Source organism: Deltaproteobacteria bacterium (assembly GCA_016874755.1).
Taxonomy (GTDB): Bacteria; Desulfobacterota; Binatia; order UBA9968; family UBA9968; genus DP-20.
Genome location: VGTH01000054.1, coordinates 1 through 14105 on the forward strand (window position 1 = coordinate 1; position 14105 = coordinate 14105).

Annotated in this window: 14 protein-coding genes; 4 read left to right on the forward strand and 10 right to left on the reverse strand. The window is 54.7% G+C overall.

Annotated features, from left to right (window positions below; translation table 11 throughout):
• Positions 1–354: 354 nt before the first annotated feature.
• From FJ145_23320 to FJ145_23335, 4 genes are all read right to left on the reverse strand, one after another.
• Positions 355–1086, reverse strand: coding sequence for an SDR family oxidoreductase (locus FJ145_23320; protein ID MBM4264341.1), 732 nt, complete (start codon positions 1084–1086; stop codon positions 355–357).
• 40 nt (positions 1087–1126) lie between these two features.
• Entirely contained in the window at positions 1127–1492 is a 366-nt protein-coding gene (locus FJ145_23325; protein MBM4264342.1) for a hypothetical protein, read from the reverse strand.
• Between the two features lie 19 nt (positions 1493–1511).
• Complete coding sequence (locus tag FJ145_23330; protein ID MBM4264343.1) at positions 1512–2570, reverse strand: extracellular solute-binding protein; 1059 nt, start codon at positions 2568–2570, stop codon at positions 1512–1514.
• Between the two features lie 142 nt (positions 2571–2712).
• Positions 2713–3759, reverse strand: coding sequence for an ABC transporter substrate-binding protein (locus tag FJ145_23335; protein MBM4264344.1), 1047 nt, complete (start codon positions 3757–3759; stop codon positions 2713–2715).
• A 778-nt stretch (positions 3760–4537) separates the two neighbouring features.
• Between FJ145_23335 and FJ145_23340 the strand changes: the two genes are divergently transcribed.
• Together FJ145_23340 and FJ145_23345 are read left to right on the forward strand one after the other, a co-directional pair.
• Positions 4538–5623 (forward strand): hypothetical protein, encoded by a 1086-nt coding sequence (locus tag FJ145_23340; protein MBM4264345.1) that lies wholly within the window; start codon positions 4538–4540, stop codon positions 5621–5623.
• A 213-nt stretch (positions 5624–5836) separates the two neighbouring features.
• Positions 5837–6856, forward strand: a complete 1020-nt coding sequence (locus tag FJ145_23345; protein MBM4264346.1) for a hypothetical protein — start codon at positions 5837–5839, stop codon at positions 6854–6856.
• Positions 6857–6883: 27 nt separating this feature from the next.
• Here the strand turns inward: FJ145_23345 and FJ145_23350 are convergent, their stop codons facing one another.
• Positions 6884–7645, reverse strand: coding sequence for an SDR family oxidoreductase (locus FJ145_23350; GenBank protein ID MBM4264347.1), 762 nt, complete (start codon positions 7643–7645; stop codon positions 6884–6886).
• A gap of 78 nt (positions 7646–7723) precedes the next feature.
• On the reverse strand, positions 7724–8728 hold the full coding sequence (locus FJ145_23355; protein ID MBM4264348.1) for an aromatic ring-hydroxylating dioxygenase subunit alpha: 1005 nt from the start codon (positions 8726–8728) through the stop codon (positions 7724–7726).
• Positions 8729–9070: 342 nt separating this feature from the next.
• Here FJ145_23355 and FJ145_23360 point away from each other — a divergent pair, with 342 nt between their 5' ends.
• On the forward strand, positions 9071–10135 hold the full coding sequence (locus FJ145_23360; GenBank protein MBM4264349.1) for an amidohydrolase: 1065 nt from the start codon (positions 9071–9073) through the stop codon (positions 10133–10135).
• Between the two features lie 191 nt (positions 10136–10326).
• On the opposite strand, the gene FJ145_23365 is transcribed toward FJ145_23360, so the two are convergent.
• Complete coding sequence (locus FJ145_23365) at positions 10327–10521, reverse strand: hypothetical protein (GenBank protein MBM4264350.1); 195 nt, start codon at positions 10519–10521, stop codon at positions 10327–10329.
• A gap of 53 nt (positions 10522–10574) precedes the next feature.
• Here FJ145_23365 and FJ145_23370 point away from each other — a divergent pair, with 53 nt between their 5' ends.
• Entirely contained in the window at positions 10575–11483 is a 909-nt protein-coding gene (locus tag FJ145_23370; GenBank protein ID MBM4264351.1) for a dihydrodipicolinate synthase family protein, read from the forward strand.
• A gap of 60 nt (positions 11484–11543) precedes the next feature.
• Here the strand turns inward: FJ145_23370 and FJ145_23375 are convergent, their stop codons facing one another.
• The 3 genes from FJ145_23375 to FJ145_23385 are packed head-to-tail and all read right to left on the reverse strand — an operon-like array spanning position 11544 to position 13797.
• Positions 11544–12005: a VOC family protein gene (locus FJ145_23375; protein ID MBM4264352.1), complete on the reverse strand. Its 462-nt coding sequence runs from the start codon at positions 12003–12005 to the stop codon at positions 11544–11546.
• A gap of 25 nt (positions 12006–12030) precedes the next feature.
• Positions 12031–12750 (reverse strand): hypothetical protein, encoded by a 720-nt coding sequence (locus FJ145_23380; GenBank protein MBM4264353.1) that lies wholly within the window; start codon positions 12748–12750, stop codon positions 12031–12033.
• 15 nt (positions 12751–12765) lie between these two features.
• Entirely contained in the window at positions 12766–13797 is a 1032-nt protein-coding gene (locus FJ145_23385) for an ABC transporter substrate-binding protein (GenBank protein MBM4264354.1), read from the reverse strand.
• Between the last annotated feature and the right edge of the window lie 308 nt (positions 13798–14105).

The following is a 14105-nucleotide window of genomic DNA, read 5'->3' on the forward strand; positions in this document are numbered from 1 at the left end:
AAATATAAAACACTAACCAGATACAAGTCAAGAAAAAACTCGCCCAATGGGCGAATCCCAATACCCCAAAACTTCCTGAAAACCCTACAGTTTCTGAAACCCGCGTGGGCTTAGAGCGGAGTTATGGAAATGTCAATTCGGTATGCGCTTGCGCGCGGCGGGGCAGGAATGATTCGACGGCACAACTTGGCGTTAGGTGCCAGGACGCCGTGGCCAGCATATTTCACGGTCAGGGCAAGTTTTACTGACGACACTACGACCGGTCAGGCGAACTGATCTAAAATGGTTTGAACAAGCACTCGTCAAGGTTGAGGGTAAGGGGCAGGGGGCGCGGGCCCGGACCCCTCACCGAGCTCACTTCGGTGTGCGCAGGAAGTAGGTTTGGCCGGTGATGTATTTCGCTGCGTCTGACAGCAGGTAGCGCACCAGCCCAACGATCTCGAACTTGTGCGTCAAGCCGTCCATGAGCGGCGGAATCTCTTCGCGCTTCCTAAAAGCTTCATCGGTCAAACCGATGCGCGACATCGGCGTGTCGGTGGCACCGGGACAAACACAGTTGACCGTGACGTTGTCGGGCGCCAATTCCACCGCCAATGATTTTGTAAAAGCGATGACGCCGGCTTTCGACGCCGCATAATGCGCCGAGCGCGGCTGACCCGCTACGCCGCGGCCGGAGGCGATGCTCAAGATGCGTCCGTCTTTGCGCGGGATCATGTGGCGCGCCGCCGCCTGCGCGCAGAGAAACACGCCTTTCAGGTTGATCCGCATCAAGCGGTCCCACATCTCTTCGGGCATTTCGATGATCGGCACGCGGTCCATGACGCCAGCGCCGCAGAAGACGTAATCGATCTGGCCGAATTTGGCAATGCCGGCGTCCATCATCGCAGCGACGCTCTTAGGATCGCCCACGTCGACTCTCGCCGCGATGGCGTTGCCCTTGGCAGCGCGAATTTCCGCCGCGACTTTCTCCGCGCCGTCGATGGCGAAGTCGGCAACGACGACGTTGAGTCCATCAGCCGCCAACCCTTTGCTGATTTCCGAGCAGATGCCGCCGGCGCCGCCGGTGACAAGAATCGTTTTAGCCATAACGCTGACTCCTCAATTTGATTGTGGCCGGACCCTATCACTAGTGATTGTCCAGGGTCAATGTGGCGTGGTGGTGGTATTTTTCATAGGTTTTGGCGCCGTCTGCCGAAGCGATAGCCGTTGAATAAATAGTAAACGCCGCGCCATCATCTGCAAGATAAGATTCGTCAAGACGGGCGAACTTTCGTTTCAAGTCGACCTGTCGATCCTGAGTTCCCGGGGATTCCCAGAGGTGTATCGCCAGTCGGAAACTTTTCAGTATCGAGAGCCGCGTGCGCGCTCCGAGACTTTGGCGCTTGACGATGGCGGTTCTCGTCCTTGTCCCTAAACGCGGCAAAGAGAGGGTGCCGGTGGATGCTACGACGCTTTGGAAAAAGCCGTGCGTGCGCTGCAGCAAGATCAGCATTACTGATAGCGTCGAACCACTATTTTCGGAACAGCTTGCCGTACTTCTCGCCCAGCTGCTTGTAGTCTTTTTCGCTGCGCTGCGCCGACTCGATCACCTTGATCTTGTCGGCGTCTTTGAGCGGCGGGTAAACGCCGCGCAGATTGACGAACTCGCAGTCCTTGGCGAGGATCTCCATACTGTCGCGGCTATACCAGTGATCGATCCAGAGTTTGGCAGCGTTGGGGTTTTGCGCCTTGGCGCCGACGGCAACGTAGTTGCTTTCCGCCAAATAAGCCGGCAGTCGAACGTAATCTAAAGGCACACCTTTCTTGGCCAAATCGCAGACGTATTTGACGTAGTTGATGCCGAGCGGTTTCTCGCCGCTGCTGATGGTTTCAACCCCCGGCGTAAAAGAGTTGTGGAGCATCGGCCGGCTCGCGGCTAATCGCTGGATATATTCGTCCTCTCTCCCCTGAGCGCCCAGCACCGACTCGAGGCTCGACAACCATTTCACCATCGAGGTGTGCACCGTCGGGTCGGACATAACGGTCTTACCGTCCCATTTGGGATCGACATAGTCCCAGTAAGACTTCGGCGCGTCGGCCGGCTTGATGTAGCGCGTGTTATAGATAAAGCCGATGATCGAGTTGCGGTAGTTGGGACTATAGAATTCGTGATGAAAGGCTTTGTCGAAATTAGCCGCCGCTGGAGTCTGATATTTTAGAAACATTCCCTCGCGGCGCATGATTTCCATGGCGTCGACGCCGGTGAAAAATACATCCCAGGTCACCCGACCGGTGCGAAACTCGGCCATCGCCCGGTCCATCACCGCCGTCGTCGAGGCGCGCCAGTAGATCGGCTTGACACCCGGATACTTCTTTTCGAAGCTGTTCAACATATCCCGCATGACGTCGTCTTGAATGGATCCAAAGATCGTGACTTTGCCCTCGCGTTTCGCCGCCTCGAGAATTTCTTTGTTCTCTTGGGCGAAGGCAACGCCGGTCCGCGTATCGGCGCACAGGAGCAGAAGAAAAACCCCAAGGCTCCGTCGCTTCCAAAGGCTTTTCATGGTTCCTCCTCGAACGATTTTAGACATGGGAGTCAAGCCGTATGCGCCAAAGTCAAAACGAAACCGTCTTTAGCACTGCCATCGAAAAGCGTGCGCCACAAATCGCCCAAGCCCGCACCGCAAGAGGCGCAAAGCGGGCGATTTCATATTGTTGAAGTGCCTATTCGACTCACTGCCAAAGCTTTTTGAAAAACCCTTCGTTCTCCAACTCTTCGACATAGCGATTCTCGTAGAATGCCTTGAGCCGCGTTTTTTGCGCCAGGTTGGGATCGACGAGGCGCGACGACGCGAGCTGATCGATCATCATCTGCAGCGCGTCGGGCGGTGTTTTGAAATCTTTGAAAAAACTTTCCATGGCCCAACGGTAACTCTCGTCGAGTGATTTCGCATCGGTGACCTTGGTGTATTTGCTTAGAGTCTTGATCGCGAACTCTTTGTCGTCGTGCAGGCGTCGCAGACCTTCGGCGATGGACTTGATGAACCGTTTGACGACATCCGAGTTCCTCTCGGCCCAGGTGCGCTTGGCCATCAGGCCGTTCTCGGGAAAGCGTAGGTTCATTTCTTTTAGTTGCTGCGCTCCAACGATTTCACGATAGCCTTTTTCGCGCAGGATAATGTTGTTGGGCGGATTGACCATGGCGCCATCGACATTGCCGGTCATCATGGCGGCCATGGATTCGGGAATGCCCCCGGTTTGAATGATCGTCACATCGCCCACCCTCGCGCGCCGCAAAATCGAATCGGCTGTCAGGTGAGATACCGCGCCGATGCGGCTCACACCGACCTTTTTGCCGCGCAGTTGTTGCAGGCTGGTGATCGAAGGTTGGACGTACATCGGCGTAGTAAAAGTGTGCACGATGCATGCGACTGCGATAACATCTCCGCTTTGCAAGACGTTGGTGACGACCGTGGGTCCTAAGCCGCCCGCCAGTTGATTCTCGCCCGCGAGAAGCGATTGCACCATGATCGGCGATGCGCCTTCGAAATACATCTCGACGTCGAGTCGGTTCTTTTCAAAGTACCCAGCGTCTTTCGCGACGAACCAAAGAAAGCCGCTAGCGGAGAGCGGCGCATAGGTGAAGCGGACTTTATCGAGTTTTTCAGCGGCGTTTGACACTGGCGCAATGTGCAGAACCCCTAGGACAATAGAAAGGCCAATGAGCCTATTGGCACGAACTTTCATAGCGACTCCCATCTCCAATGAAGTTGCGTACACCTAGTCCAAACCTGACGGTCTGTCAACTCATTACAGCATCCAGTAGCAGCTGTGTTTTTGTCAAGCGGTTTGAAGTGCAAAAGTTTCAGACCAACGAGTTTTGTTGTTGATCATGGCGTTAAGAAGGGTGACGAGTTTATGCATGCAACCGACGTGAGCGACTCTGGAAGGTTGCCTTTAGCTTTGAGGAATTTGTAGAAGTCTCAACACTCTCCCAACTGCGGCGCTAGCTTGAAGATCATGTTCTGAGACCTCGTCGAAGGGCCGCCATCGAAGATCCGCCGGTGATCGTCAAAATCCTCGCTCGGGCGGCTGCGTCGCCCAAGCCAGCCAAAGAAAAAACGCGTTTTCATCAACAGAAGGGTAATTGACACCCCCGCCAGTTGAGCGATATAGCTCCGATCAGAAAAAAGTTGGTTTAAATGTTCCTATACAGCACGGCTACAGCCAGGTGGAGGGTGCGCGACACGTAAATTCACTACTCCACGCTAAGCGGGATCATGAACAGAGTACAGCAAGCGGCCAACTGAGCACCGCCAACGCGCCGGCGAAAGCCCTAGTGATCGCGTTCCCCAATCGTTAGATTTGGCAACAGATTCCCGTGAAACGGCGGACGCAACAGAACAAGATCTCTGAAAGGCGTGGCGTTTTGACAAGCGATTAGAGCGGCTATATCACCGGGCAGAGCCTTTAGGTTGACGGCGGGATGATCTTCAACTGAGTTATGGGCGCAATCGATTGCGACAGGAAGGCTTAATTTTTATCGGAGGAGAGAGTTATGGCTGAGGCATATCGACTTTACGCCGGCACGCAAGCCGGGATGATTCTTTTTCGCGGCGTTGGCGATATCTGGACGTCAATGGGTGGTTCGAGAGAATTCGAGCCCTACTTCAAAGACAAAGTGGTGGATTCCGTCTACGGTTGTCGGCACAGCCCTGAAACTGTTTTCGCCGGGGTCACCTTCGACGGTCTTTATCGCACCAAGGACGCCGGACGGCACTGGCAGCGGGTTCTCGAAGGCGATATCCGCTGGGTCACCGTCGATCCGACGGATGAGCGGGTGATCTATGCCGGCACCGAGCCGGTTCATCTTTACCGTAGCGAAGACGGCGGCGATACTTGGGAGGAGATCAAATCCCTCGTGGAAATGCCGGCTGATGTCAAATACAAATGGTATTTCCCACACCCGCCGCATCAGGGTCATATCCGGCATATCAATATTGATCCAGAAAATCCCAAGGTTATCTATCTTGCCATCGAGCATGGCGGCGTCGTGCGCAGTTTCGACCGCGGCCAGACTTGGGAAGATGTCAGCGACGGGTTCGAATATCCAGATATCCACATGGTGGTCCGTTCGCCGGGCAGCACGACGAGATATTTCGCTGCCACCTCGCGCGGCTTTTTCATCGCCGACCCGCCGGAAAAAGGCTGGAAGCGCGCCGAAAAGGGAATGGAGAGCGACTACTTTCATGACGTGATCCATCTGCCAGGTGAACCGGCGGCGATGTTTGTCGCCGCTGGACATGGCTCGCCCCAGTACTGGGATCAACCAGGCGGTGTCCAAGGACGCATTTACCGCAGCGAGGATGCCGGTCAAAGCTGGCGCCAAGTCGGCGCCGGATTGCCGGCAAAGCATGCCGCGATGTGCTGGCAGTTGGCTTATAACCCGTTTCATAAAGATTCCATTTTCGCTGCCTTCGGCGACGTTGCCCGCGGTCATACAGCCGGCCCTCCCGGCCAGGGGGCGATTTATGTAACCTATGATCGCGGCGACACCTGGGAAGAAGTTGCGCTTCAGAAGCGCGGCACAAAGTGGCTGCAACCGCCGGCGATTCGCGTACTCTGGGCTGCTGCGGATCAATAGCAGAGCGCAATGGTTACTTGGAAGGTTGGAGTTCTGGAGTATTGGGTGTTTAGAACCATCATCGCATTTGGCCGAATGTTTGAGCCTCGGACGCATGGTTGGTGTGACTATCGCACGGAAACTACCGCTCAATGAGGCGGGCGTTGGATTGGTCCTAGAGGGGCGAATTTGAGAGGAGCCAGTATGTTGAGATACAGGATGCACCTTTGCACGATGTTGGTAGCCATTGTCATGTTGATTGTTTCCGCGGGTGCGTTGTCCGCCCAAACAGATCCTGTCGCGGATTTCTATCGTGACAAGCAGATCCGTTTCATTACGGCGTACTCCGCGGGTGGGCTGTTCGATACGGCAACCCGCATTTTCGCCCGGCACATTGGCAAGTTCATTCCGGGCAAGCCCAATATCTGGGTCGATAACATGACCGGCGCAGGCGGACTGATCGCGACCAATTACCTCGCCAACGCCGCGCCGCGCGACGGCTCGGTGATCTTAAACCTGGACGGCGCATTACTCCGATTGCAAGCTCTCGGTAATCCGTCGGCGAAATTCGATGCCCGCCTATTTAACTGGCTGCCATCGCCCGGCCCCGATATTCAAGTTTGCTGGGTCGCTCGGCAGAGTGCCTGGACCAGCATTGCCGAAGCCATTGGCTCGACAAAAGAACTCAAGCTAGGTGGCCTTGCCCCGGGGACGTTTCCTTCCGATAACGCTCGTATTCTGCAAGCTGCAGTGGGAGTTAACATCAAGCTGGTCGATGGTTTCAAAGGCGTGACGGAAGTCCGCCTTGCGACGGACAGCGGTGAAGTGGACGGATCTTGTTCATCCTACGAGGGAGTTCAACGATCATTTCAGAAGGAATTAAAGAGCGGTGATATCCGAGTCATCGCGCAAATTGGTGAAAGGCCTTGGCCTGGACTCGAACGCGTGCCCAACGCGATAGACCTGGCAAAGACAGAGCGGGGAAAGTGGCTGCTGCGCGTGGCTGTGATTGGTGCCAACGACATAAATCGACTATTTACGTTACCGCCTGGGGTTCCGGCGGCGCGGGTGGCGGCCGTCAGGAAAGCATTCGATCAAACCTTTACTGATGCGGATTTTCAAGCGGAGGTCGAAAAGGCGCGCGTCGTGATCCGGCCCATTTCAGTCGAGCGTATCAAAGAAATCGCCCTGCTCTGGTTGGATATGGCGGATGCCGAGAAGAAAGAGATGCAGAAAATTCTCAAGATAAATTAGCTTCGCAGAACGGCCTGTCTCGGGTGCTCATGGCATATCCGCTCCGCCGTTGACGAGCAGAGTTTGGCCGGTGATATAGCGCGCATCGTCCGCGAGCAAAAACGCGACTACGCCGGCGACATCGCTGGGCTGGCCGACTCGGCCGAGGGGCAATAGCTTGCCTCGCTCAAGTAATTCTTCGCGCGAGCGAGCCTGTAATGCCTGGGCGGTTTCCGTCGCTCCGGGAGCGATGGAGTTCACTCTGATGCCCTTGGGGCCAAGTGCCAACGCCAAGGACTTTGCTAGGCCGCGCAGACCGTGTTTGCTTGCCGAATAATGAATGCCAAGGGCATCGCCCCTATAAGACAAACCCGACACCGTAAAGATCACGACACCGTCCCCTTGCGCTATCAGTAACGGCGCCAATTGGCGAGTGACGAAAAACGGCCCGGTCAAATTGGTGGCGATAACGCTCTCCCAGTCGTCAAGGGTGAGGTCCAGAAACGAATGGCGCGGAAAGATTCCAGCGTTATTAACGATGCCGTAAAGTGGCACACTCAAGTCGTGGGCGGCGCCGGCTAGCTTTAGGACATCATCCGATCGGCTCACGTCGCAGCGTACGAACTGCACGGCGAAACCTGCTTTGCTCAATTCCCCCTGAAGCTGGCCGCCCTGGGCACTGTCAATATCGCCGAACAAGACTTGATAGCCGTCTTGCGCCAACCGGCGCACGATTGCCGCGCCGATACCGTTGGCGCCGCCGGTCACAACCACGGCGCGTGACTTAGGAGAAACTGTTTGCGAATTCATCACCGGAGTTTGGGATTCCAAGCATCATGACGATCGACCGACGGGAGATGATCCACTTCGGTGCTGCCAGGACGGGGGTTATTGCCAAGCGATATTGAGCTGTCTAAGCCGCCGCCGATACTCGATGGCCGGTGTATCGGGTCCCTTGAGATGGAGCTCTTCGCTCAAATCCGTCGGTAACTCTTCCGGCCGTTGCGCTTCGACGATGACTTTGTCCTGCGCGAAAATGGTCTGGTGCTTCTGGTTCAGTAGATCGTCGGGTTGGTGGTCGCGATAATTGCGCCCGGCAAAGCGAAAAAATCTCGTTTCCTTGGAAGACATCGGCGTGCAAAGGTAAATATTGGTGTGCCGCTCGACGCTTCCTGGCTGCCATCTTTGAATGAGCAGCATGAAGGGGAGAATGACGACGTAGCGTTGTTTCGCGGTTAGATCAGGATTGAGCCGGTTTACCGGGGTGTCGATTTCATATTGGAAACCGCCGTCGATGGTTTCCAGCTTCACTTCCGGACATAGTGGGTTGGCACGGTCGCCGAGTATGCCCGGATGAACCCAAGCGAAGTGTGAATAATCGGCCAGGTTTTCGATCATTCGTGCGGCGTTCGCATTCCAGCGGCCTTCGGAAAAATACGGTTGCCAATTAAACGACGGGTCGTAATACTCGGGCGGAAATTCTGGAACCTCGAAGCGCGGTTCGCCAATGCAGACCCAAACCAGCCCATATTTTTCTACCGCTTTGAAAACCCGCGCTTTGGCTTTTGCAGGTATCGATTGTCCGGTCGGGAGAGAAGGTATCAAGCTGCACGCGCCATCGACGCGATACTGCCAACCATGATAGGCGCACACGAGCTGGCCGTCGGCGATCCAGCCGAGCGAAAGGGGCGTGCCACGGTGAATGCAAAGGTCGTAAAAAGCGGTGATTTGGCCGTTTGCTCGCCACAGCACCAAGGGTTGATCCAGGAGGGTAAACTTGAAAGGCTTGTCGGCGATTTCGCTAGACTTTGCTACGGGATACCAATAGTCGTGCAGCACAGCCGTGCTCGGCGACGCCTTGACCGTATTGATTGTTGTCTCGGTTAGATTCATTTAAGTAAATCCTCGCAACAATTCCCAAAGAACTTCCGCTCTGCTTGGCTGCCAACTGCCGTGACGCTAACACCTGGCCGGCGCGGCTGTCAACAAACCCCATTGCGCTTGTCTATTGCGTATAACGCGGATAAAACACATGGCGGACAATTTCACGTGTCTCGTTCTCTGATTGACTCCTTGTCCGAGAAAGTTTTATAGCTGCGGTGGATGGCAAGCCGCCGGTTCGAAGCAAAAAGATAGGAGAGAACTTACGGTCAAGTCTCTTATGACTTTATTCCTTCAAACAGTCATTATTCTGTTAGATATTTGACTTTCCCCAGCCTGATAAGGAGGTTTGAAATGCCTGTCGTGGACGTGGATACGCACATAGATGAACCTGAGGAAGCATGGGCGACTATGGATGGTCCTGCTGCTCGTTTTCGTCCGATTACGGTGACACCGCCAGCGGGCACCGAAGCACCCGGATTCAGCTCTGCGGCCAGCCGTTGGTGGCTGGTTGACGGACGGCTACGGCAAAGAATGATTCGCGATGACAAATCGACGGGTACTACTCTGGAGTCACGCGAACTGCTTGACGTTCGCGTTCGTCTTGAACACATGGATCGTTCGGGAGTTGATATCCACGTGATTTACCCGACGTTTTTCTTACAATACATCACAGGCAATCCCGAAGTAGAAGTAGCGCTGGCTAAAAGCTATTGCCAATATTTGGCTCGCAAGTGCTCCGAATCAAAAGGTCGTCTGCGGTGGGTCGCAGTTTTGCCTTTTTTGGATATGGATGCGTCTGTCGAACTCCTACGTTGGGCGAAAGATAACGGCGCATGTGGCGTGTTCAAGAAGGGGATAGAGCACCGAAAGCGAGCAAGCGACCCGTACTTCTTCCCTATATACGAAGAAGCCAGCGCTCTCGGCTTACCCATTTGCGTACATACCGGTTTTGGGAATCCACCCGATGGGCCGGTCATTGGTCATGGTGATGGTCTGACTGGGCTGCCCGTCATGGATGCGTTTCATGCCCTAGTTTTATACAACATCCCGCAAAAGTTTCCGAACTTACGTTTTGGCTTTCTGGAGTCTGGTTCCACCTGGCTGCCTTATGTGATTGACCGACTGAAGGCCGAGAAAGAAAGGCGTCATTGGATACGACAATTCGACCTTGGGTCTGAGTTATTTAGGTCTAATCGTTTTTTCGTCGCGATCGACCCTATAGAAGATATCTCTCATGTTCTTGCTCTTGGGGCTGAGGATAATTTGATGATTGGTAGTGACTACACCCACTTTGATACTTCCGCCCAACCAGATGCATTACAACAAGTGCACCAATGGGTTGAGCAAGGTAGAATTAGCGAGACGGTTGCTCGCAAGATATTGGCAGACAACCCTTCGGCTTTCTACGGTTTTTAAGCTTTCCCGATTGAGACTTACCGATTGGGTTTGTCGAAGTCTGGATAGGATTTTTAAACCACCTTTTCTATGGCCGGAGCTATAGGGGAGAGCCGGCAGAATTGTCAATCGCTTTTCTGGTTGACGAAGAAATCACTAGCATAGCGGTCGGCTCGGCCGGAAAGCGGCCAGGAGAGGCGCGAAAGGTTGCTCTACGCGACGCTCGGTCGAGGTCCGGGCAAGCGATACCGTGGGCTTCGTTGTTGCAGCACGAGCGGGCCGGTGCGATTACGTTTGAGCCGTTCGTTGACGATGGCCGGCCGCTTGATGTAGCGGCACAGCTGCTGTAGATGCGCGCTCGGCGTCTCCTGCTTTAGTGTTGTCTTGCATAAACTGTTGCGAACCATATAAGCTCGCCCGTGAGCTTGATAATCGAATAGCCCCACGAGGAGAGCACTTCATGGCGACAAAGTTCCGCGGCATCTACATTCCTTTGATCACAGTATTTCATGACGATGGTGAAGTTGATTACAAAGCGACCGAGGAAGTTATCGAGTTCATGATCAACGCCGGTGTGCATGGCTTTTTTGTTTTGGGGTCGACGGGCATGGGCCCAGTCATGACGACCCAGCAACGGATCGAAACGGCGGAATTCGTCGTCAAGCGGATTAACCGGCGCCGGCCGGTCATTCTTCATGTCGGAGCTGCCGACTATCAAACCACAATGCAGCTCGCCCAACATGGCGATAAGCTCGGGGTCGATGCCATCGGCATCGTTCCGCCATACTATTTCAGCGACCATACTCCGTGGGAAATCTTCGAACACTACAAGGGCGTTGCCAAGGCGATCAGTAGCCCGATTTTTCTCTATGACAACGAAAAGTACTCTGGGTTTAAATTTACACCGGAGCTGGCAAAAAAACTCAAGGATGAAGTACCCAGTCTGTGCGGCATGAAAGCGAGCTATTATCCCCAGGCATTGCTGCTGGCGTATCTCGGCGCAATGCCCAAGGACTTTTCCGTGTTCTCCGGCAACACGATCGATTTGTTTCCCGCCGCGCCCCAGGGTTTATGCGGCGCGATTCCGCCGCCGACCGCTCATATTCCGGAGGTGATTGTCGCGCTTTGGAACGCTCTAGAAGCTAAGAAATATGACGAAGCGGCGGCGCTGCAAAAAAAGGCCGACGACTATGGTCGAACCGTGGTGCGACTGGGAATGCGTTTCGGTAGAACCGTGCATCGGGATGCATTTCGACTGCGAGGGCTCAATGTCAAACGCTACCCGCGCTGGCCGGCGGAAGAATTGAGCGCCGAAGCAACCGCAACGCTGACAGCGGCGTTGACGGCAACCGGCGTCACGAGCCGCTGAGTAGCAATCGATCTTACCGGCATCGCCGCAACCGCGATGCCGCTGCGCCGATCCGGTTCTTTATTTGTCCGCCGATCGGGAGGCTCCCGCGGGGTTTTCCGCTTGCGGAGTCGGCTGCTGGGGTGGCGCCAGGTCCCAACCTTTGGATGACACATCGAATATGACTCGGTTGGGCCCGCGGTACTTGAGCTCGAAATAGAAATTGTGACCCGACCCCGCCGCCTCACCTAGACGTTCCGCATCCGTGTCTTCTAGAACATGGGCGGCTGCGTCGATATCCTCTACGTGAAAACCCAGGTGATGCAGGCCTTCGTAGGAAACTCCGCCTTCCATATCTGCCGCCTCGTCGGTGGGAAAGTTCAGGAAAGCGAAGTTAATATGCCCGTCCGTAAGAAACACACCGCCGCCGCGGGGTGAAGTGGGCACACGCTTGATAAACTGAAGCCCGAAGACTTTCTGATAGAAAGCCGCGGTTTTCTCGGGGTCCTTGGTCGCGATGGCAATGTGACGAAGCCGCGCCATACTACCTCCTATAAGGTCAAATCGTTTACGATGTAAAGTAATTCTCGTCGCGAATCGCGTGGGTCAATCCGCCAAGAAAAACGCGCCAGTAATCGAAGGATTCTTTGGATGCATCGACAATCCCCAACCAGTCTTCTTCCGACTTGGCGTATTTTTCCAAAAGTCCCATGGTTTCACTCTTATGATCTGAATCAGCTTCGCGATGGACGCGGAAATTAGGAATCTGGTCAGGAGACAAACCCAAGTCTTCAATCCAACGCTTCTCTGCACGCGTCTGATGCGCCCCGCCGGGAATGATCTTGTCCATGTTGACGCGTTCCAGAACGGAAACCCCTCCGAGGGCCTGGACCCAAGGACGATAGATGGCTAGGTACGTCCACCCGGCCAATGCGGCGCGCGTAGTGGGCAGCGGTTCTGCGTTGATAACTTCTTCGGCCGTTAATCCGACCGCCTTGCCGTGGACCACCCAAAGACTGTAATGATCAGAATCGCAGCGTGGATCTCGGATAATCTCTTCGGCTTCATGCATCAGTAGCGCCCGGCGGGCATCGAGATATGGTGACCGGGCAATTAAGTAGGTCCATGCGGGTCTGCGATTTTTGACGAACAGTCCAAACTGTTGAGCGATAATCTGGGCACGCCTCCGGGTAAGCTGCGTCTCAAGAAATCCGTGGACTTCGCTGGTGCGAAAAAGTTCACGGGTCATCTCGTTCAGAACTTCGTCATATTTGGTTGCTAAACTCATACTACCTTTCCTGTATCAGCGGTAAAGCGACGCAATGAATCCATCTCGTTCCATTTCGTCGACAAAGCGCATGTCAATGACTTGCTCGAACGACAATTTTCCAGCCTGAGGGTTAAGGGTTCTTATGCCGTCGGACAATAGAGTGAATGCCCTGTTGGAGATCCGCTGCGACCGCGGAAGTTTTTCCGCGAAAAAATCATAAGTCGCTTTGACCACTTCAGCATCCTCAATGCGCAGATACTTGCGCAGGATCGCTTGGGTCTCCTTCGGGTTGCGCTTGAAAAACGCTATCGCTTCGGTCCAAGCCTGCACGAAGCGTTTGACCTCACCGAAGTTGCTTTGGATTCGCGCACGCGTCGTAATCACAGAACTGTTGGGGTAATCGCCAAATTCGCGCACGTCCAATAATACTGAGAGACCATCCTTTTCCGCTCTAAACAAACTTGGCGGTGAAAGTACCGTGGCAGTCATCCCGCCCGGGATACTCAGCGACTGAACGCGCTGCGCCGTGTTTCCGGCAACGATGACCGTCATGTCTCGCTCCGCGAGTCCGAGTTTTTCGAGCGCGAGACGAACTGAAAGATGATTGTTGCCGCCGTACGCGGCCACCCCGACAGTTCCTCCCTTCAGTTGTCTTGGGTCGCGTATTTCCTTTCGCGCGACAAACTTGTAGGAAAATCCGAACTCCGAGGTCCCCAGAACCACCAAACCGCCGCCTTGGGCATTCGCCGTCATTACGCTCTGAAGTGCGGTTTGCGCATACTGAAAGCTGCCAGCGATCAACCCCACCGTGCTCTGAGCACCGCGGGTTAACACGGTCTCAATATCGAAGCCGTATTTTTTGCCGATCGGGGTGGACTCTAAAATCCATATGGGGAGATTAAACCCGGCGGTCCCGTCATAGGATGCCTGAATCTTGGTAAGAGTCTGAGCGTGACCAACGACTGGGACGAGCAACCAAGCGAGTCCCACAATAAATTGCGCCGCTGTCGCCAAAGTGAAAAAGTTCACTGCACCTCCGCTGCTCGCACAACTGCTGCTCCGCAAGCACTCAGTTACTCAACCTAGGTAGTCGAGTCAATAGACAATAGCTTGAGCTTGGCTAGCCCGAGAGTCCGTGTAGGAATTTCAAACGCGCTTTTCTATGACCCAGAGCCATAGCGCAGGACCGCAAGAGATGTCAATTCGGTTTATGCCGGAGAGTTAGTCAAGTCAGTCTAAGGATGTCCCTCTTGTGGGTCCTCGGATTGGCCGCCGAGCCGAAGCGCTGGATCAGCGTGACTATGCCGGTGTCGGCTCGGCTAACAGTCGCCTAGCGGCGCCGCTTTCCCTCACTGAGCAGTTTTTGTGCCTCT

What these genes read in the sequence shown, in the direction of transcription:
- FJ145_23320 (MBM4264341.1), bottom strand. Translation starts at nt 1,086, where the DNA reads ATGGCTAAAACGATTCTTGTCACCGGCGGCGCCGGCGGCATCTGCTCG.
- FJ145_23325 (MBM4264342.1), bottom strand. Translation starts at nt 1,492, where the DNA reads ATGCTGATCTTGCTGCAGCGCACGCACGGCTTTTTCCAAAGCGTCGTA.
- FJ145_23330 (MBM4264343.1), bottom strand. Translation starts at nt 2,570, where the DNA reads ATGTCTAAAATCGTTCGAGGAGGAACCATGAAAAGCCTTTGGAAGCGA.
- FJ145_23340 (MBM4264345.1), top strand. Translation starts at nt 4,538, where the DNA reads ATGGCTGAGGCATATCGACTTTACGCCGGCACGCAAGCCGGGATGATT.
- FJ145_23345 (MBM4264346.1), top strand. Translation starts at nt 5,837, where the DNA reads ATGTTGGTAGCCATTGTCATGTTGATTGTTTCCGCGGGTGCGTTGTCC.
- FJ145_23350 (MBM4264347.1), bottom strand. Translation starts at nt 7,645, where the DNA reads ATGAATTCGCAAACAGTTTCTCCTAAGTCACGCGCCGTGGTTGTGACC.
- FJ145_23355 (MBM4264348.1), bottom strand. Translation starts at nt 8,728, where the DNA reads ATGAATCTAACCGAGACAACAATCAATACGGTCAAGGCGTCGCCGAGC.
- FJ145_23360 (MBM4264349.1), top strand. Translation starts at nt 9,071, where the DNA reads ATGCCTGTCGTGGACGTGGATACGCACATAGATGAACCTGAGGAAGCA.
- FJ145_23365 (MBM4264350.1), bottom strand. Translation starts at nt 10,521, where the DNA reads ATGGTTCGCAACAGTTTATGCAAGACAACACTAAAGCAGGAGACGCCG.
- FJ145_23370 (MBM4264351.1), top strand. Translation starts at nt 10,575, where the DNA reads ATGGCGACAAAGTTCCGCGGCATCTACATTCCTTTGATCACAGTATTT.
- FJ145_23375 (MBM4264352.1), bottom strand. Translation starts at nt 12,005, where the DNA reads ATGGCGCGGCTTCGTCACATTGCCATCGCGACCAAGGACCCCGAGAAA.
- FJ145_23380 (MBM4264353.1), bottom strand. Translation starts at nt 12,750, where the DNA reads ATGAGTTTAGCAACCAAATATGACGAAGTTCTGAACGAGATGACCCGT.